At 64.8% G+C, this 19,556-nt stretch carries 17 protein-coding genes; 5 read left to right on the top strand and 12 right to left on the bottom strand.

Features of this window, described 5'->3' with window-relative positions; all coding sequences use genetic code 11:
* Positions 1–49: 49 nt before the first annotated feature.
* From CHU94_RS09790 to CHU94_RS09760, 7 genes are all read right to left on the bottom strand, one after another.
* On the bottom strand, positions 50–1,075 hold the full coding sequence (locus tag CHU94_RS09790; protein ID WP_094479152.1) for an ABC transporter substrate-binding protein: 1,026 nt from the start codon (positions 1,073–1,075) through the stop codon (positions 50–52).
* Positions 1,072–2,163, bottom strand: a complete 1,092-nt coding sequence (locus CHU94_RS09785; protein ID WP_094479150.1) for an ABC transporter ATP-binding protein — start codon at positions 2,161–2,163, stop codon at positions 1,072–1,074. Before CHU94_RS09785 ends, CHU94_RS09790 begins: the two co-directional genes overlap by 4 nt.
* Positions 2,160–3,260 carry a HAMP domain-containing sensor histidine kinase gene (locus CHU94_RS09780; RefSeq protein ID WP_094479148.1) on the bottom strand — a complete coding sequence of 367 codons (1,101 nt, stop codon included), beginning with the start codon at positions 3,258–3,260 and terminating at the stop codon, positions 2,160–2,162. The genes CHU94_RS09785 and CHU94_RS09780 overlap by 4 nt, the downstream gene beginning before the upstream one ends.
* Positions 3,257–3,943, bottom strand: a complete 687-nt coding sequence (locus tag CHU94_RS09775; RefSeq protein ID WP_094479146.1) for a response regulator transcription factor — start codon at positions 3,941–3,943, stop codon at positions 3,257–3,259. Before CHU94_RS09775 ends, CHU94_RS09780 begins: the two co-directional genes overlap by 4 nt.
* Before the next feature lie 189 nt (positions 3,944–4,132).
* Entirely contained in the window at positions 4,133–4,999 is an 867-nt protein-coding gene (locus CHU94_RS09770; protein WP_094479144.1) for a DMT family transporter, read from the bottom strand.
* Between the two features lie 4 nt (positions 5,000–5,003).
* The gene (locus CHU94_RS09765) at positions 5,004–5,597 is read right to left on the bottom strand and encodes an MOSC domain-containing protein (RefSeq protein ID WP_255033896.1); all 594 of its coding nucleotides are present in this window, start codon (positions 5,595–5,597) and stop codon (positions 5,004–5,006) included.
* A gap of 8 nt (positions 5,598–5,605) precedes the next feature.
* A complete protein-coding gene (locus CHU94_RS09760) occupies positions 5,606–6,682 on the bottom strand; it encodes a 3'-5' exonuclease (RefSeq protein WP_255033895.1) in 1,077 nt (358 codons plus the stop codon).
* Between the two features lie 106 nt (positions 6,683–6,788).
* Here CHU94_RS09760 and CHU94_RS09755 point away from each other — a divergent pair, with 106 nt between their 5' ends.
* From CHU94_RS09755 to CHU94_RS09735, 5 genes are all read left to right on the top strand, one after another.
* Complete coding sequence (locus CHU94_RS09755) at positions 6,789–7,247, top strand: flavodoxin domain-containing protein (RefSeq protein ID WP_094479142.1); 459 nt, start codon at positions 6,789–6,791, stop codon at positions 7,245–7,247.
* A gap of 72 nt (positions 7,248–7,319) precedes the next feature.
* Positions 7,320–8,243, top strand: a complete 924-nt coding sequence (locus CHU94_RS09750; protein WP_094479140.1) for a CoA transferase — start codon at positions 7,320–7,322, stop codon at positions 8,241–8,243.
* 43 nt (positions 8,244–8,286) lie between these two features.
* Positions 8,287–9,351: an acyltransferase gene (locus CHU94_RS09745; protein ID WP_094479138.1), complete on the top strand. Its 1,065-nt coding sequence runs from the start codon at positions 8,287–8,289 to the stop codon at positions 9,349–9,351.
* A gap of 31 nt (positions 9,352–9,382) precedes the next feature.
* Positions 9,383–10,096 (top strand): YebC/PmpR family DNA-binding transcriptional regulator, encoded by a 714-nt coding sequence (locus CHU94_RS09740; protein WP_094479136.1) that lies wholly within the window; start codon positions 9,383–9,385, stop codon positions 10,094–10,096.
* Complete coding sequence (locus CHU94_RS09735; protein WP_094479134.1) at positions 10,097–10,378, top strand: DUF1294 domain-containing protein; 282 nt, start codon at positions 10,097–10,099, stop codon at positions 10,376–10,378.
* Between the two features lie 82 nt (positions 10,379–10,460).
* Here CHU94_RS09735 and CHU94_RS09730 read toward each other — a convergent pair whose 3' ends face one another.
* From CHU94_RS09730 to glgX, 5 genes are all read right to left on the bottom strand, one after another.
* Positions 10,461–12,941 carry a glycogen/starch/alpha-glucan phosphorylase gene (locus CHU94_RS09730; protein ID WP_094479132.1) on the bottom strand — a complete coding sequence of 827 codons (2,481 nt, stop codon included), beginning with the start codon at positions 12,939–12,941 and terminating at the stop codon, positions 10,461–10,463.
* Positions 12,938–14,407: a glycogen synthase GlgA gene (gene glgA / locus CHU94_RS09725; RefSeq protein ID WP_094479130.1), complete on the bottom strand. Its 1,470-nt coding sequence runs from the start codon at positions 14,405–14,407 to the stop codon at positions 12,938–12,940. The genes CHU94_RS09730 and glgA overlap by 4 nt, the downstream gene beginning before the upstream one ends.
* A gap of 49 nt (positions 14,408–14,456) precedes the next feature.
* The gene (gene glgC, locus CHU94_RS09720; protein WP_176451995.1) at positions 14,457–15,713 is read right to left on the bottom strand and encodes a glucose-1-phosphate adenylyltransferase; all 1,257 of its coding nucleotides are present in this window, start codon (positions 15,711–15,713) and stop codon (positions 14,457–14,459) included.
* A gap of 100 nt (positions 15,714–15,813) precedes the next feature.
* Entirely contained in the window at positions 15,814–17,445 is a 1,632-nt protein-coding gene (locus CHU94_RS09715) for an alpha-D-glucose phosphate-specific phosphoglucomutase (protein ID WP_094479394.1), read from the bottom strand.
* 20 nt (positions 17,446–17,465) lie between these two features.
* Positions 17,466–19,553: a glycogen debranching protein GlgX gene (gene glgX / locus CHU94_RS09710; protein ID WP_094479128.1), complete on the bottom strand. Its 2,088-nt coding sequence runs from the start codon at positions 19,551–19,553 to the stop codon at positions 17,466–17,468.
* Positions 19,554–19,556: the final 3 nt, after the last annotated feature.

Below are 19,556 nucleotides of genomic sequence, written 5' to 3'. Positions count from 1 at the left end.
GCCCGCCGCTTGGCGCGGCGGGGGCGAGGAGGCAGTGCGCTGGCGCGGCTTAGCGGCCCTGGCCGTTGACGTCACGCTCCCAGCGCTGGATCAGGCGCTTGCGCTCGGCCGCCTGGCCGTACTTGGCGTAGTCGTAGTCAATCATCTTGATCTTGCGGAAGTCTGGCACACGCGGGTCTACCTTGGTTTCGCGGTTGGATGGCAGCTGGAACTGCAGCGTGGCCGCACCAAGAGCCTGGGCGCCCGGGGTCAGCGCCCAGTCGTAGAACTTCTTGGCATTCTCCAGATTGCGCGCACCACGCACGATGGACATGGAGCCAATCTCTGCGCCCGTACCATCGCTGGGGGTGATGGTTTCCAGCGGAAAACCTTGCGCCTTCTCACCGGGGCCGTCGTGCACAAAGCTGATGGAAATGGCCGCCTCGCCGCGCGCCACCGCCTTGATGGGGCCCACGCCCGAGCGCTGGTAGGTCGCAATGTTTTTGTGCAGCTTGCCCAGGTAGTCATAGGCCTTGTCCTCGCCCATCAGTTGCACCAGCGTGGCGATCATGGTGTAGGCCGTACCACTGGACGATGGGTTGGCGGACTGGATTTCGCCCTTGTACTCGGGCTTGATGAGGTCCGCCCACGTCTTGGGAACGGGCAGCTTTTTCTTGGCCAGCAGTTCGGTGTTGTAGCCAAAGCCCAGTGGGCCGGAATAAATGCCCACGGTTTTGTAACCGGACTGTGCTGCCTGCCTTTGGGCCCAGTCATAGAGCTTGGGCAACAGGGGCGACTTGTACTCCTGCGTCAGGTTTTGCTCGGCCGCCACCAAATGCGGGTCGCCCGTGCCACCAAAAAAGATGTCGGTCTTGGGGTTGGCGCGCTCGGCCATGAGCTGGGCCACAGCTTCCCCCGAACCCTTGGGTGTCATGTTGACCTTGATGCCCTGGCTCTTCTCAAACGTCACCGCCACCATGCTGCACCAGGGGGCCTGCCCCGAGCAAATGATGTTGACTTCGCCACCCGCCTGGGCGTGGGCAGACACGCCGGCCGTGGCCATGGCGGCTAGTACGAGCAATTGGTTTTTTTTCATGGATGTCTCCTGGATTGAAAGACCGGGATGGTCTGGGGGGTCGAAAGGGTTTGGGGCAAGAGCACGCTCACCCCTTTGCGGGAAAGAAAAAGACTGACCGGCGCGCCCACCGCGTGGCAGGCAGCCTGTTGATCGGAAATGACCAACAGGCTGCCCAGGGCGGTGAGCACCCAGGTCTCGGTGCTGCGGCCCAGGTACGCACTGCGCTCCACCTTGCCCGCCAGGCCTTGCGCGCCTGCCGGGGCCATGCACCAGGCCTGCGGGCGCACGATCAGGCGCACCGCGCCCTGCCGCAGTGGTACCCCTAGGTCCAGCGTGAGCGGCCCCAGGCGAATCTGGCCTGCGCCATCGCAGTGCGCTTCAAACACCGCAGAGTCGCCCATGAAGCCAGCCACAAACTCGGTCTGGGGTTGCTCGTAAATCTCGCGCGGCGAGCCAATCTGCACCACCCGGCCCTCCTGCATCACCACCACCTGGTCGCTGACCGACATGGCCTCCGCATGGTCGTGGGTGACGTAGAGCACCGTGAGCCCAAGCCGCTGCTGCAGCTGGCGAATGTCTTCGCGGATATGGCGGCGCAGGTTGGCATCCAGGTTGGACAGCGGCTCGTCCAGCAACACCAGTGCGGGCTGCAGGGCCAGTGCACGCGCCAGCGCGGTGCGCTGCTGCTGACCGCCTGACAGTTCGTGCGGCATACGGTCTTCGAACCCGCCCAAGCCCACCAGCGCGAGGGCCTGCGCCGCCCGCTCCGCCTGCGCGGCGGCAGACAGGCCTTGTGCCTTGAGGCCGTAGCGCACGTTGTCTTGCACCGACAAATAGGGAAACAAGGCATAACTCTGGAACACCAGGCTCATATCGCGCTGGTCGGCCGGGCAATGGGTCAAGTCTTCGCCGCGAAACACGATCTGGCCGGCATCAGGCCGCTCCAGCCCGGCAATCAGGCGCAGCAAGGTGCTCTTGCCGCAACCCGACGGCCCCAGCAAGGTAGTCAGCCGACGCTCGGGCACACGCAGGTGCACGCCGCGCAGCGCGCGGTAACCATTGGCATAGGTTTTTTCAATGCCCAGCAAGTGCAGCCCCTGGCTCATGCGGGCACCCGCAGCGCGGCGTGCGAGAGCGGCTGTGAATGCACGGCTGCCATTGGTGACGGCGCCGCGCCCGGTGCCTGCCCCTCGGGCAAGGGCCAGCGCACCACGGCATCCACGCCCACCACCACACCGTGTTGCATGCGGTTGTAGAGGTCCAGGCTGGCCTGCATGGACACTGCAATCTGCTTGCAGATCGACAAGCCCAGGCCCACGCCTGTGCCGCCGCTGGCGGACTCAAAGGGCATGAACAGGCGCTCGCGCACGCCTTCGTCAATGCCGCCCGCGTTGTCCCACACCAGCAGCTCCACCTCGGTGGGCAGGTAGCGGATCACCACGCCCAGGCTGCTCCCCGGGGCACTCTGGTGAATCGCGTTGGCCACCAGGTTGCGCAGCAGCTCACCGACCAACCAGCCGTCGGTGTGCAGGCGCACCGGCAGCGCTTCCAGCGACACGTCCAGGCGCTTGCGTGCCACCAGCGGTGCGCACTCCACCAGTACCTCGCTGGCAATCTGTTGCAGATCCACATCGGCCCATTGCGCGTTCTGCAGCTTCTGGTCCACCTTGGCCTTGGAGAGCAGCTGGTTGGCCAGGTGCGAGGCGCGGTCCACGGTGCGCAACATCTTGGGCAGGGTCTCGGCCGTCTGCAGCTCGCCAGCGATCGTGCCCTGCAGCTGGGTCTTGAGCACGGCAAGCGGCGTACGCAGCTGGTGCGAGGCTTCGGCAATGAAGCGCTGCTGCTGGTCCAGCGCCGTCTGTTGTTGCTGCCACTGGCTGTTGAGCCCGCGCACCAAGGCCTCCAGCTCGGGCGCCGGTGCGCGCTCCAGCAAGGCCGTCTCATGGGGGCGGCGCGCGGCGACGGTCGCAGCCAATCGGTGCACCGGCGCCAGGCTGCGCCCGGCCAGCCACCAGGCCAGCGCCAGCAGCAGACCCACGCCCGCCAGCAGCGCGAGCCACCAAGAAGCGGCCTCGGTATGCGGCAAAGCTCCGGCCAGCATGGCACCGCCCAGCGCCGCTAGCAAAGCCAGGGCGCTGGCAGCTGCGGTCATGCGCAGGCGCATAGACGCACCCTGCCGGCCGGGCATGGGCGCTTCGTTCATGCGGGCTCCTGCGCCGGACTGGCCAGCTCGTCGACCAGCAGGTAACCCACGCCCCGCATGGTGAGCAACGTGGTGCCCGTGCCCAGCAGGCGCTTGCGCAGGCGGTGGGCCAGCACGTCCACCGCGTCGGCCTGCTGGCTGGCGTCGTCGCCAAACACGGCAGCAAACAGGTCATCGCGCGAGACCGGGCGGCCCGGACGGGTCATCAGGGTGCGCAGCATGGCGGCCTCCCGCGGGGCAATGTCCAGCGGGCGGCCCGAGCGCAACACGGCTCCGGTGACTGTATCCAGCTGCAGATGGCCGCAGCGGAATTCCTCCACGCCCTGGCTGCGCCGGACCAGGGCTTTGATGCGGGCCACCAGCTCTTCAGTGTCAAAGGGTTTGGTGAGGTAGTCGTCGGCACCCACGGTGAGGCCCTGCACACGCTCGACCGGGGTGCCCCGGGCGGTGACGACCAATACCGGCACGCGCATGCCTGCGTCGCGGATGCGCTGCAGCACCTCCAGCCCGTCCATGCCCGGCAGACTCAGGTCCAGCACGATCACGTCGAAGCTGCGCTTGCGCACCAGGGCCAGGGCCTCCTGCCCATCGGCGCAGCACACCGGCGCCAGGCCGCGCGAGGCGAGCACGCGGCTCAGCGCATCCACCAGGTCCAGATCGTCTTCCACCAATAACAACTGCATGGGAAGAATGGTGCGCGGTGCCCGCCGCTGCCGCAATAGGGAAAGCTAGGTAAAGCAGTGAAAGGAAACTGAAACCCTGGCGCCAGGCGCTCTACTGCGCACCGGCCGAGTGGCACCAATTTGCTATTTATTCAATAGCTGTTCGCGCATATTCCACAAGGGCTAGAGCCGACTTTCACTAAGACACCATCACTTGCGCGCCAGCCACACGCCAAACACCGTCACGCCCATGCCCAGCAGAGCCAGGCCGGTCAGCGTTTCGCCAAACAGGGCCCAGGCAATCAGCGCCGTGCACGGTGGCACCAGGTAAAACAGGCTGGCGACATTGACCGCGCTGCCACTGCGAATCAACACATTGAGCAGACTCACCGCGCCCAGCGAGAGCACCAGCACCAGCCAGGCCAGCGCAAACACAAACGCACCCGTCCAGCGCACCTGCAGGGTCTCGGTCAGGCCGGCCACCAGCAGCGTGGCCACCAAGCTCGGCAGAAACTGGATCACGGAGCCGGTGCGCAGATCAAACGACTGGCAATAGCGCTTCTGGTACAGGGTGCCCGCAGTGATCGCCAGCAACGCCACCACCACCGGCAGCAGCATGCCGAGCAAGGCATCACCGCTTGCACCGGCCCCCACCTTGTGCGCCACCACCAAACCCACCCCCACAAAGCCCAGCGCCAGACCCAGCCACTGCACGGGTCGCACCCGTTCGCCCAACAAGGCACCGGCCCCCAGTGCCGTGAGCACCGGCTGCAGCCCCACCACCAGCGCCGTCACACCAGCTGGCAGGCCGTGGCCAATGGCAATGAACACACCCCCCAGGTACACCGCATGCACCAGCAGGCCCGACACACCGATGTGCAGCCACTCCCGCGCTGTACGCGGCCAGGGCGCGCGCGTGGCCCAGGCCAGCGCCCCCATCAGCACCAACACGATGGCGTAGCGCAGGCTCAGAAACGTCAGCGGCTGCGCATCGGGCAGGCCAAACTTGGCACCGATGAAGCCGGTGCTCCACAGCGCCACAAAGAACAAGGGGGTGAAAGAAGCGAGGGAGCCCATGCGTTCAGCGCAGATGTTTGAAAAGTTTGGCTTTGAAGAGCTCTGGAATGCCCATCTGGCGCGGGCCAGGCTCCACCGTGAAGGATTCACCCGCCTGCACGCTGCCAGGCTCGTTCACCGCCAGGTAGAAGCCACAGCGCCCGCTCAGCGCCATGGCCTTGACGGCGGTGTTGAAGCCCATGGCGGCGTTGAACTTGAAGCAGGGTTCACGCGGCTGCACCACGCGCAGCGCGCAGTGGGCAAAACGCAGCACGTCGCCCACCCACACATCGGTCTCCAGCAGGCCGCGCAGCGTGAGGTTCTCGCCCATGCTGCCAAACGGCAAGGCATCGTCCATGTCGGCCACGCCGGCCTCGCGCCGGGCCTGCTGCCAAAAGGCGTAGTGCTCGCTGGGGTAGGCATACACCGCCTTGTCCAGCCCGCCGTGCACCGAAAGGTCGGCCTGCTCATCGCCCAGCAAACCTAGCGGCTGCACGGGTACCGGGCCGGCTACCGGGGTCTTGTGGATGGCGGTGAGGATGCTGCGCCTGCTGATCTGCACCTTGCGGGCCACGCCCAGCTGCACGCTCTGCAGCAGCCCTTGTTGGGGGTCAGCCACGGCAGCGCCTAGAGCTGATGGTGGCTGGTGAGGCCACTGCGGGCCGAGTACTTGGCCAGCGCGTCCAGCTTCTCGATCTGTACCGCAGCGTGGCGGTGGTTGTAGACCTCACCGCGCAGCCAGTCGAATTCGGCATGCAGCGCGGCGTCATCGCTCAGCCGCGTGGCCCAGACGCGCTGGTCGGCGTTCCAACGGTAGCCGCGCGCTTTGAGCAGGTCTTTGGCCTCGAAGGGGGCGTTGGTTGCGCTCAGGCGGTAGCTGGGGTTGCGGGCCGCCTCCAGCAGGTGGGCCAGCGCAGTGCAACGCCCTTGCGGCAACGGTGCGGCCAGCACCGCCAAGAGCGCGTGGCAGTCCATCTCGGCCCGGTGGGCGTCATAAAACAAGCCCAGCGCTTGGGCCAGGCTCTCCAACTTGGCCGAGCTGCGGCCCTGGGCTTTCCAGTCGATATCGGCAAACGAACAGGCCCAGGCCACCTTGGCAAACGCGGGTAGGCGGCTCTCCACAAAGGGGCGGTCAAAGCCCGCGTTGTGGGCAATCACCACGTCCACGCCCTCTAGCAGCTCCGCCACACGGGCTTCGTCCAGCGCCTGGCCTTGCACATCGGCATCGGTGATGCCGGTGATCGCCACCACCTCGGGCGGAATCGGCTTGCCCGGGTCTTCCAGACCGTCGTACACCTTCACCGCGCCCACGGGCAGGCCGGTGGCGGTGTCCACGTCCACGCGCAGCAACGCGAGTTCGATGATTTTTTCGCGTGCCTGATCCAAGCCGGTGGTTTCGGTGTCCAGCACCAGGATGCGTTTGACCTCGCCCTGCGCCGTACCGGGCCAATCGAGCCGGGGCACCAGGCGGCGCTGCACCCGGTAGTCGGGGTGGGCTTCCAGCGCCTGGGCCATGGCTTCGGCGTCCAGCGCGGGAGCCGGTGCGGCTGGTGCTGACGGGGTGGGTGCAGGGGCGGCTTTGCTGCTTGGGGCTTTGGGGGCGGCCTTGGCCGCGCGGGCTGTGCGCTTGGGCGGCGCGAGGTCCAGGGTGGGCAGCTCGGCCAAAAAGGCAAAGCCCAGCTGCGAATCTTGGGGTTGGGTCACGGGGGGCACCTGCAAATGACGGGAATCCCGTTGCCGGGTAGGCCGACATTATTGCCGCTACCATCGGCGCCAATCCCCCTTTCCTCTGCTTCTTTCACCTCTTCGTATGCAGATCACCATCCTCGTGGGCACCATGCATGGCAATGCCAGCAGCGTCGCCCAAGCCCTGCAGTTCTGCGCCGACGACATAGGCGCCACTATCGACGTGCTGCCCATGGACGGGCTGGACATCACCGTGTTCGACCAGCCCGGCACCTTTATCATTTGCACTAGCACCACCGGCGTGGGCGATGTGCCCGACAACGCACAGGCGCTGTTCCATTCGCTGGACGCGCAGGCCAAGTACCTGGGCCATGTGCGCTACGGCCTGGTGGCGCTGGGTGACAGCAGCTATGGTGATAGCTACCTGGGCGGCGGCAAGCAGTTTGACGAGCGCCTGCGTGACCTGGGCGCCCAGCGCGTGGGCGAGATCTGCGGGCTGGACGCCATGGAAACCAGCCAGCCCGAAGACGATGCCGTGGCCTGGCTCAAAGCCTGGGCAGTCCAACTGGCGACAGCGGGCTAGCGTTTTGGTATCAAAATAGCCTCCAAAGCCCGCACCCCCTGCGCAAGCAGCTTCTATTTTGATAGCAAATTCATGAACACCAAGCCCCCCATCGCCGCCACCAAAACGTCCGCCCTGCGCCCGCTCAAGGGCGTGCGCATCCTCAGCCTGGCGCTGAACCTGCCGGGGCCCGCCGCCCTGATGCGCTGCCGCGACATGGGCGCGAGCTGCACCAAGCTGGAGCCGCCGCCCCACCCCAGCGCCCCCAAGGGCACGAGTGGCGACCCCATGGGCCTGTACAACCGCGCCGCCTACGACGTGATGCACGCAGGCATGAAGGTCAGCCACGCCGACCTCAAAACCGAAGCCGGCCAAAAGGCCCTGCACCGGGCACTGGCCAAGACCGATGTGCTGCTCACATCGTTTCGCCCCTCGGCCCTGAAGAAGCTGGGGCTGGAGTGGAAAGCGCTACACAAGCAGTACCCCCAGCTCAGCCTGGTAGCCATCGTGGGCGCCCCCGGCGCCCGCGCTGAGGAGCCCGGCCACGACCTGACCTACCTGGCCGAAAACGATTTGGTCACCGGCCTGGACCTGCCGCCCACGCTGTATGCGGACATGGCGGGCTCGCTCATGGCCTCAGAAGCCGTGCTGCAGGCACGGCTTCTGCAGCTGCAAAAGGGCAAGGGCGTGGTTCAAGAGGTAGCGCTGTCGGCGGCGGCGGGCTACCTGGCGCTGCCGCGCACCTGGGGCCTGACAGCCCCCGGCGCCGCGGTGGGTGGCGGCCATGCGGGCTACCGGGTCTACCCCTGCCAAGACGGCCGTGTGGCGCTGGCCGCGCTGGAGCCGCACTTTGCCGCGGCGCTGGCGGCCGAAGTGGGTCTGCGACAATCGCACATTCTGGCCATGTTCGCCCCCGAGACGCACACGGCCATCGCCGCCTACCTGGCCGGCAAAACCCGCCAACAACTGGACGCCCTGGCCACGGCCAAGGACATCCCCCTGTACACGATGAACTAGGCGCCTGCGCTTTTGCAGGCGCGCGCTTTGTTTTTTTGATTTGATGCCGCTGCAACGCCCTGCCTACCGCCTGATCGACCTGCTCAAAATTGTGGCTGCCCAGTTCATCGTCCTGCACCACTTCGCTCTCTACGGCCCCCTTTCTGACGCCACCGCCCAAGCCGCCCCCGAGGTAGCGGCCTGGTTCATCGACTACGCCCGCATGGCGGTGCAGGTGTTTTTGGTCGTGGCCGGCTACCTGGCAGCACGCAGCCTGGGCCAGGGTGGCCTGCGCCAAGGCCTGCTGCGCACCCTGTGGCAGCGTTACGAACGGCTGGTGCTGCCCTTTGTGGCAGCCTTGCTGATCACCGTGTTGTGCTCGGCCTTGGCCCGCCCGCATCTGGACGGCGACCTGGTGCCCGCCTCCCCCCAGTTGGCCCAGTGGCTGGCCCACGCCAGCCTGCTGCACAGCGTGCTGGGGGTGGACTCGTTGTCGGCCGGCGTCTGGTATGTGGCCATCGACTTCCAGCTCTACGCCCTGTTGGCACTGCTCCTGTGGTTGTCGCGCGGCAATCGCTGGGTCGCCTGTGCGCTGGTGGCCGCTATGGCGGTGGCCTCGCTCACCTGGTTCAACCTGGATGCGGACTACGACGTCTGGGCCCTGTACTTCTTTGGCGCCTACGGCCTGGGCGCGCTGGCGTGGTGGGCTGGGCTGCGCACACGCCACAGCGGCTACGCGCTGGCGCTGTACCTGGGCACCGTGTCCGCCGGGCTGGGTGCGCTGGCACTGGAGTTCCGCGAGCGCATTGCGCTGGCCCTGGGCGTGTCCACTGTGCTAGCCAGTTTTGGCAGCACACCAATGCACCTGCCGCGCCGGGTGGACGCCTGGGTGCGCCGCCTCAGCAACAGCTCCTACGCGCTGTTTCTGGTGCACTTCTCGGTGTTGCTATTGGCGAACGCACTGTGGGCGGTGCTGGAGATTGGCGACACCGATTGGGCCCTGCCCTTCACCGCGGTGGCCTGGGCGCTGGCGCTGCTGGCCAGCTACGCCTTCCACACGCAGGTGGAGCTGCGCATCGCCCAGTGGCGCAGCAGCAGCGCGGCTCTGCCCGCGCAGCCTGCCAAGTAAAATTCCCCCGAACAACTCAGAAAGACTCGCTATGGGCGCGCAATGGAAAGCAAAGGGCAAGGCCCTGGTGGCCGATGCCAAAGGCCGGCTGTTTACCAAGCTGGTGAAAGAAATTACGGTGGCCGCTCGCGGCGGTGCTGACCCCGCCGCCAACGCCAAGCTGCGCCTGGTGGTGGAGCAGGCCCGCAAGGTCTCCATGCCCAAGGACACGCTGGACCGCGCCATCAAAAAGGGGGCAGGCCTGACCGGTGAAGTCGTCAACTACGAACACGTGATTTACGAAGGCTTTGCCCCGCACCAAGTGGCCGTGATGGTGGAATGCCTGACCGACAACGTGAAGCGCACCGCCCCCGAGATGCGCGTGTTGTTCCGCAAGGGCCAGCTCGGCACCAGCGGCTCGGTGGCCTGGGACTTCAACCACCTGGGCATGATCGAAGCCGCCCCCACCGCCGCCGACTCGGATGCTGAAGTGGCGGCCATCGAAGCCGGTGCCCAAGACTTTGAGCCCGGCGACGAAGAAGGCAACACCGTCTTCTACACCGACCCGACCGACCTGGACCTGGTGAGCCGCGCCCTGCCCAACTTCGGCTTCAACGTGCTGTCCGCCAAGCTGGGCTACAAGGCCAAAAACCCCGTAGACCCCAGTAGCCTCAGCGCCGAAGCGCTGGAAGAAGTCGAAGCCTTCCTCGCCGCGATTGACGGCAACGACGACGTGCAGAACGTCTACGTGGCGCTGGGCGGATAAGTGTCCGCCGTGGCCCTGTGGCTTGCCGCCTGGGCCACCCTTAATCTGCTCACCTTCGCGCTCTACGCGCGCGACAAATACGCTGCCCGCACCGGCCAGTGGCGCACCCCGGAAAACACCTTGCACTTGCTCAGCCTGTTGGGTGGCTGGCCTGCCGCGTGGCTGGCCCAGCGGGTGCTGCGGCACAAGACAGCGAAGCGGAGTTTTCAGATGGTTTTCTGGCTGTCCGTCGTGGGAAACATTGCGCTGCTAGGCAGCTACATACTCTGGCGAAACGCCTGAGCACTATCTAATTGATAGCTGCTTGCGCAGTATCCACGGGGGCGAGAGGCCAACTTCTTGTGAAATTGGCCCTGTCCGCCACCTAGCTCGCCAGTTCGAGCGGCTTGCTTTTCCAGATCTTGTCTGCGTATTCGCCAATCGTACGGTCCGCAGAGAACGGGCCCATAGCAGCCACGTTGCGCAGGGCTTTGATGGTCCAGGCTTCCTTGTTTTGGTAAGCCACATCCACCTGCTCTTGTGCGGCAATGTAGGCCGCATAGTCGGCCAGCAGCAGGTAGTGGTCGCCCCAGTTCACCAGCAGATCATAGATGGCCTGGAAGCGGCCGGGCTCATCGGGGCTGAAGACGCCATCGCGGATGGCTTCGAGCACCGCCGTCAGCTCGGCGTTGCCCTCGGCAATCGCGCGTGGCTGGTAGCCCGCGGCGCGGGTTGCGGCCACTTGCGGCGTGGTCAGGCCGAAGATAAAGATGTTGTCGGCACCCACGTTCTCCAGGATTTCGACGTTGGCCCCGTCCAGCGTGCCGATGGTGAGCGCACCGTTCAGGGCGAACTTCATATTGCCGGTGCCTGATGCCTCCGTGCCCGCGGTGGAGATTTGCTCCGACAAATCAGCCGCCGGGATGATGCGTTCGGCAAGGCTCACGCTGTAGTTGGGGATGAACACCACCTTGAGCAGGTTACCCACGCGCGGGTCGTTGTTCACCACCTTGGCCACGCTGTTGATCAGGTGAATGATCTGCTTGGCCATGTGGTAGGCCGATGCGGCCTTGCCCGCAAACACTACCACGCGAGGCACCGTCACCGCGCCGGGGTTGTGGATGATGCGCAGGTAGCGGGTGATGACATGCAGCACATTGAGCAGCTGGCGCTTGTATTCGTGAATGCGCTTGACTTGCACGTCGTAGAGCGCATCGGTGGGGACGGTCAGGCCCATATTGGCCTGCACCCAGGCGGCGAGACGCTGCTTGTTGGCGAGCTTGGCGCCCTGGAAGGCCTCGATGACTTTGGGTTGCGTCAGCACCGCGTTCAGGCCGCTGAGCTGGGTCAGGTCACGGCGCCAGCCAGTGCCGACCTGCTTGTCCAGCACGGCCGACAAGGCGGGGTTGGCCTGCGCCAGCCAGCGGCGCGGGGTGATGCCGTTGGTTTTGTTGTTGAAGCGCTCGGGCCAGAGCTTGGCAAAGTCAAAGAAGATGCTTTCCTTCATCAGCTCGGAGTGCAAGGCCGACACGCCATTGACCGAGTGGCTGGTGATGACAGCCAGGTAGGCCATGCGCACGCGGCGCTCGCCCGCCTCGTCCACCAAGCTGACCTTGCGCAACAGCTCGGGGCTGCCGCCGCGCAGCGAAATCTGGTGCAAAAACTGGGCGTTGATGTCGTAAATGATCTGCAGGTGGCGAGGCAGGATGCGGCCCATCATCTCCACCGGCCAGGTCTCCAGCGCCTCGTGCATGAGGGTGTGGTTGGTGTAGCTGAACACGCCTTGGCACAGGCGCCAGGCGTCGGCCCAAGGCAGGTGGTGCTCGTCCAGCAACAAGCGCATGAGTTCAGGAATGGCCAACACCGGGTGCGTGTCATTGAGGTGGATGCTGACCTTGTTGGGCAGGTTCTCAAAGTTGTTGTGCGTGCGCAGATACCGCCGCAGCAAGTCTTGCACGCTGGCGCTGCAGAAGAAGTATTCCTGGTGCAAGCGCAGCTCGCGGCCCGAGGGCGTGGAGTCGTCCGGGTAGAGCACGCGAGAGACGTTCTCGGAGTGATTTTTGGTCTCCACCGCCGCCATGTAGTTGCCGCGGTTGAAGGCGCCCAAGTCAATCTCTTGCGTGGCCTTGGCAGACCACAGGCGCAAGGTGTTGGTGGCCTTGGTGGCGTAGCCGGGAATGATGGTGTCATAGGCCATGGCCTGCACATCGTGGCTGTCCACCCACTTGTAGACCTCACCCTCTTTGATCACATGGCCGCCAAACTGCACGCGGTAGGTCACCTCAGGGCGCGGAAACTCCCAAGGGTTGCCGTGGGTGAGCCAGTAGTCGGGCACTTCAACCTGCCGGCCGTCCACAATGGTTTGCTTGAACATGCCGTAGTCATAGCGGATGCCGTAGCCAAAACCGGGAATGTTGAGCGTGGCCATGGAATCCAGAAAGCACGCTGCCAGTCGGCCCAATCCACCGTTGCCCAAAGCAGCGTCGGGTTCCAGCTCGGTGACCGCGTCGATGTCCACACCAAAATCCGCCAAGGCTTGTTTGACCCGCTCGCGCAGGCCCACGGCCAGCATGGCATTGCTGAATGTGCGGCCGATCAAAAACTCCATGCTGAGGTAGTACACGCGCTTGGCGTCCTGGGCGTACTGGGCGCGGGTGGTGGTCATCCAGCGCTCGACCAGCTGGTCACGTACAGCGTAGGCCGCCGCATGCAGCCAGTCTTCGGGGCGGGCGGCTTCCGGGTCTTTGCCCACCACGAACATGAGTTTGTTGGCGATGGAACGTTTCAGGGATTCGAGGTCGCGGCCGGGCGCGTCAAATTCAAAGTTCACGGGGGTTTGCACGGTCGGGGTAGAGATCGTTGTCATAGGTGAATGAGCTTTTGGTAAAGCGCGGTGTAGTGCCCGGCGGCGGTAGTCCAATCGAAGGCAAGCTTCATGCCCGTATGGCGCACGCGGTTCCATTCGGCCTTGCGGTGGTAGAGCGCAAAGGCCCGGCGTACCGCGCGTCGGTAGTGGGTTTCGTCAAAGGCGTCGAAGACAAAGCCAGTGGCGGTCTTGTCTTCCAGGGTTTCGAGGTCGCTGTCGACCACCGTGTCGGCCAAGCCGCCTACGCGGCGCACCAGCGGCAAGCTGCCGTACTTGAGGCCATACATCTGGGTCAGGCCGCAAGGCTCAAAGCGCGACGGCACCAGCGTCACGTCACTGCCCGCAAAGATGCGGTGGGCAAAGGCCTCGTCATAGCCCAGCTTCACGGCCACACGGCCAACATGGTCACGCGCTTGCGCCACAAAGGCCTGCTCCAGCCAAGTTTCGCCACTGCCCAGCACCAGCAACTGGCCACCGCGGGACACGATCTCGTCCACCGCGGCCAGCACCAAGGGCAGGCCTTTCTGGTCGGTCAGTCGGCTCACCACCGCAAACAGTGGGGCATCGGGCTCCACCGCCAAGCCCATTTCAGCTTGCAGCAAGGCCTTGTTTTGCGCCTTGCCCGCCATGTGGCGTATATCGAAGGAGTGCTTGATCAAGGCGTCGGAGCTGGGGCTCCAGACGGAGTCGTCCACCGCATTGAGGATGCCGCTGAGCTGCTGCTGGCGCGCACGCAGCAGGCCATCGAGTCCGCATCCCTGTTCCGGCCCCTGGATTTCCTGGGCATAGGTGGGGCTCACGGTGGTGATGTGGTCCGCATAGAACAGGCCTGCCTTCATGAAGGACAGATTGCCGTGGAATTCCATGCCATGCACATGGAAGGCGCGGCCCGGCAAGCCCAGATCGCCAAACAGCTCGGGACCAAACACGCCTTGGTAGGCCAGGTTGTGCACGGTGTAGACCGAAGGCACACGCGGGCCCTGCCCCTCGTTCCACAGGGCCAGACAGGCCGGCGCCAGCGCGGCATGCCAGTCGTGGCTGTGCACCAACTGGGGGCGCCAGTGTGCGTCCAGCCCGTGCGCGACATGGGCAGCGGCCAGGCCTAGCGCGGCAAAGCGGCGGTGGTTGTCGGCATAGGCGCGCTTATTGGCGTCCTCATAGGGGTTGCCGGGTCGGTCATACAAGCCAGGCGCCATGAGCACGTAGGCGCCCAAGGTTTGAGCGCCACGGGCCAGCGCAGGCAGGGTTCCGTAGACCACCTCCACGCGCTCGCCCCAGGGCATGGCGAAGCTAGCCACAGGCATCGCGCCCTCGAGCCCGGCGCTGATGGCGGGAAAACCCGGCAGCATCACCCGCACATCGCAGCCGGCCTCTTGCAGGGCAGCCGGCAGCGCCCCCGCAATGTCGGCCAACCCGCCGGTTTTGAGCAGGGGGAATATCTCGGCACTGGCTTGCAGGATGCGCATGGGCTCTTTCTTCAAAATGGCGTAGACGTTGCAATGGCAGCGCAGCGGCTCAGGAGGCGCTCAGTTTCATCAGCATGTCCTTCGTGACCAGGACTACGCCATTCTCGGTGCGCTCGAAGCGCGCGGCATCGGCCTCCGCATCTTCGCCAATCACCAGGCCTTCCGGCAGAGTGCAGCCACGGTCCACCACCACGCGGCTCAGGCGGCAGCCTCGGCCAATGGTCACCTCAGGCAGCAGCACGGCCTGGTCGATCAAGCAGAAGGAATGCACACGTACATTGGAGAACAACACCGAGTTGCTGACGATGGAGCCCGACACGATGCAACCACCCGAGACCATGGTGTTGATGGTCTGGCCGTGCTTGCCGTCGGCATCCTGCACAAACTTGGCAGGTGGCAGCTGGCGCTGGCTGGTCCAGATGGGCCAGTTGGTATCGTAGATGTCCAGCTCGGGGGTGACGGAGGCCAGATCCAGATTGGCGGACCAGAAGGCGTCAATCGTGCCCACGTCGCGCCAGTAGGGCTCGGCATCGGGCGTGGACGACACGCAAGACATGGAGAAGGGGTGGGCCACTGCCCTGCCCTCGCGCACCACTCGCGGAATCACGTCCTTGCCGAAGTCATGGCTGGACTCGGGATTGGCGAGATCATCTTCCAGCAGGTCGTAAAGGTACTGGGAGTCAAAGATGTAGATGCCCATGCTGGCCAGCGACACGGTGTCGTTGCCAGGCATGGCAGGCGGGTTGGCGGGCTTTTCCACAAAGTCGGTGATCTTGCGGGCGGTGTCCACCGCCATCACGCCAAAGGCCGTGGCCTCGGCACGCGGTACTTCAATGCAGCCCACGGTGCAACCGGCACCGCTCTCCACGTGGTCCTTGAGCATCAGCGAGTAGTCCATCTTGTAGATGTGGTCGCCCGCCAGCACCACCACGTATTCAGGACGGCTGCTCTGGATGATGTCCAGATTTTGGTAAATGGCGTCGGCCGTGCCGCGGTACCAGTGCTCTTCGTCGACGCGTTGCTGCGCGGGCAAGAGGTCCACCATTTCGTTCAGCTCGGCACGCAGAAAGCTCCAGCCGCGCTGCAGGTGGCGCAGCAGCGAATGCGACTTGTACTGGGTAATTACGCCGATGCGGCGGATACCGGAGTTCACGCAGTTGGACAGCGCGAAGTCCACGATGCGGAACTTGCCGCCAAAGTACACGGCAGGTTTGGCGCGGCGGTCGGTCAGCTGTTTGAGGCGCGAACCGCGCCCCCCGGCCAACACCAGGGCAATGGTGCGGCGAACCAGCATGTGCGGTTGCATGTGGCGCTCCTGCAAGGCTTGGGCGCGGAAGTTGTCTGTTGGTGTGCTCATGGTGGTCTCCTCGTGGTTTTTTTTGGGGTGTCTTTGTAGGGGCAAAAAATCAGGTCATCACGCTGGGGCGGTCCATGCCGGTGTATCGCCGCACTTGGGCCACTGCTTCAGCCAGGGCAATGAGTGGCTCCAAGGCTTCTTGTGCAGGCAGGTCCTGGCGGGAGGCGTCGGGTTCGTGGCGTTCCAAATAAACCCGCAAAGTGGCACCTTCGGTGCCTGTTCCCGAGAGGCGGAACACCACGCGCGAGCCATCGGTCAAGACGATACGCACGCCCTGCCGTTGACTCACGCTGCCATCCACCGGATCGGTGTAGGCAAAGTCATCGGCAAAGGCAATGGGCAAGCCGGCCACGGAGGTACCACCCAACGTGGGCAAGCTCGCGCGCAACTCACGCATCAGCGCGTCGGCCTTGTCGGTGGGGATGGCCTCGTAGTCATGGCGCGAGTAGACACAGCGGCCATGCTCATTCCACAGCCCGCGCACCAGCTGCTCAACCGTCTGGCCCGTGGTGGCCACCAAGTTGAGCCAGAAAAGTACGGCCCACAAGCCGTCTTTTTCGCGCACATGGTTGGAACCCGTGCCATAGCTCTCTTCGCCACACAAGGTGACCTTACCGGCGTCCATAAGGTTGCCAAAGAATTTCCAGCCCGTGGGCGTCTCAAAGCAGGGAATGCCCATGGCCTTGGCCACGCGGTCCACCGCGGTAGATGTGGGCATGGAGCGCGCCACACCAGCAATGCCGGCCCGGTAACCGGGCACCTTGCTCGCATGGGCAGCGAGCACTGCCAGGCTGTCGCTGGGTGACACCACAAACCTGCGGCCCACCACCATATTGCGGTCCGCATCGCCATCGCTGGCGGCGCCCATATCGGGAGCGTTGTCGGCAAACAGGTGGGCAATCAGGTCTTCAGCATTTACCGGATTGGGATCGGGGTGCAGGCCGCCAAAATCTTCCATCGGCGCGGCATTGACCACCGTGCCCGCAGGCGCACCCAGCTCACCTTCCAGCAGCGCCTTGGCGTAGGGCCCTCCCACGGCGCACATGGCGTCATAGCGCAGGCGAAAACCGCTGGCGAACAGCCGGCGGATAGCGGCAAAGTCAAACAGGCCGCGCATCACCTCGGCGTAATCTGCCACCGGGTCTATGACCACAATGTCGGTGCCCTCGATACGGCTGCTACCCACTGCGTCCAGTGCCACATCAGCGGTATCGGTCATATGCAGCTGGGTCACCTGCTGGGTGCGGGCATAAATGGCGTCGGTGACCTTCTCGGGCGCGGGACCGCCGTTGGACACGTTGTACTTGATGCCAAAGTCGCCATCCGGGCCGCCGGGGTTGTGGCTGGCCGAGAGAACGATGCCGCCGCTGGCGCCATGTTTGCGGATGACTGCACTCACAGCGGGCGTGGACAGAATGCCGCCCTGCCCCACCAGCACGCGCGCATAGCCCTTGGCCGCTGCCATGCGCAGAATGGTCTGCACCGCCACCCGGTTGTGGAAACGCCCATCGCCGCCCACCACCAAGGTCTGACCTGAGGCATCGGGCAGCACGTCGAAAAGCGCCTGCACAAAGTTCTCTAGGTAACGTGATTGCTGGAACACAGTCACTTTTTTGCGCAGTCCCGAGGTACCGGGACGCTGGCCTTCAAACGGCGTGGTGGGCAAGGTAATGATGGGCATGGTGGACTCGTTGGAAAAATCTAAAGAGCGGTGGCGCTGGCCAGCAACAGGCTCTGCCCCGGCAGCCACAGCCGCGCTCCCAGCGCATGGGGAATGGTGTTGCCACTGTCGGTTTCCAGGCGCTGCAGCCATGGACCGCCTGCGGGCGGCGCAGGCAACACAAACTCTAGAGTGTGCGGGCGTGGGTTGAGCAGCAACAGGCAGGCGGCGGAGGGCTGCGGGTCGAGCGCCCCAGAGCTGAGTTGCAGCACCAAGGCGTTGTCTTGGGGGTGGTGCCAATCGGTGTGCACCAAGGTCTGGCCTTGCGGGCCCCACCACTGAGAAATGGGGCCACGTGCCGAGCCCATGGCGTCCATGCCACGCCACCAAGCGCGACTTTGGAGCAAGGGCAGCTCGACCCGCAGCGCAATGGCGTGCGCCACAAAATCCATCAGGCCACGATCAGCACGCGCCCAGTCCAGCCAAGTGGTGGCGTTGTCCTGACAGTAGGCGTTGTTATTGCCGCCCTGACTTTGGCCAAACTCATCTCCCGCCAAAAGCATGGGCGTACCCAGCGACCAGAGCAGACTGGCCAGCAAGACGCGTCTCTGGCGCAGGCGCCGGGCCAGGACTTCGCTGTCTCCGGTCGGCCCTTCCACACCGTTGTTCACGCTGAGGTTGTGGCCGTGTCCATCGCGGTTGTTTTCGCCATTGGCTTCGTTGTGACGCTGGGTGTAACTCACCAGATCCATGAGCGTGAAGCCGTCGTGGGCCGTGACCAGGTTCACGCTGCTGTGCGCGGCACGACGGGCAGGGGCAAAGGACTCGGCAGAGCCCGCCAGCCGGTGCGCAAGGTCCGCACGCGTGGCATGGTGCTGAAGCCAGGCGCTACGTTGGGTGTCGCGGAAGCGGTCATTCCACTCCAGCCAGCCCGGCGGAAAGCCGCCCAGCTGGTAACCGCCCGGCCCGATGTCCCAGGGTTCGGCCACCATGGTGCAATGGCGCAGCACGGGGTCTTGCGCGACGGCAAGCAGGAATGGGGCTTGGGGTTCAAACCGGTTCTGCTGCTCCACACCGGCGCGGGCCAACACCGGCGCCAGATCGAAACGGAAACCATCCACACCAAACTCCTGCACCCATCCGCGCAGGCTGTCCATCACGGTGCGTAGCACCAAGGGCTCGTTCAGGTTGACGCAGTTGCCGCAGCCCGTCCAGTTGGCATACAGGCCAGGGTTGCCCGGGTCTAAGTGGTAATAGGTCTGGTTGTCGATACCGCGCAGGCTCAGCGTGGGGCCTAACTCATCGGTTTCTGCGGTGTGGTTGTAGACCACGTCCAGAATCACCTCCAGGCCCGCCGCATGCAAGGCATCCACCAAGGCGCGCATTTCGCTGCGCGGACTGGTGCCAGCTACCCCACTCCAATAGCGCTGTTCGGGGGCATTCCACGCAATCGGGCTGTAGCCCCAATAGTTGGAGAGCCCCATGCGCAGCAGCCGCACCTCATCCGCCCGTTGCGCCACGGGCATGAGACACACGCTGGTCACGCCCAGCGCCTTGACGTGTGCGATGGCAGCTGGATGCGCCATGCCCGCATAGGTGCCACGCAATTCGTCGGGAATCTGCGGGTGCATGGCGGTAAATCCCTTGAGGTGAACTTCGTAGATGACCCGCCGTGCTGCATCTACCCGCACACGCCCGGACACTGGTGGCAGGTCCTGCACAACCCGCGCCTTGAGTGCCGTAGCTGCGTTGTCACGTGTATCAGCACGCAACGGCTCCCCGGGCACATGGCCCAGATGAATGTCATCGCCGTCGTATCGCCCCAACACCTCACGGGCACACGGGTCCAGCAAGAGCTTGGCGGGGTTGAAACGCTGGCCCTGTGCCGGCTCCCACGGGCCATGCACACGCCAGCCATACACCAAGCCAACCTGCGCGCCGGGCAAAAAACCATGCCAGATACCGTCAACCGGGCCGTACATCGCCAGGCGTTGCACCTCGTGCGTGGCACCTTCATCAAAAAGGCACAAGTCAACAGCCTGTGCGTTGGGTGCAGCGAGGCAAAAATTCACGCCACCGTCGCGCAGCTGTGCGCCCAGTGTGTAGGTATGGCCGGCTTCCAGTGGCATGTA

The organism is Rhodoferax sp. TH121 (assembly GCF_002251855.1).
GTDB lineage: Bacteria > Pseudomonadota > Gammaproteobacteria > Burkholderiales > Burkholderiaceae_C > Allorhodoferax.
This window is presented reverse-complemented; position numbering and strand designations above follow the sequence as displayed.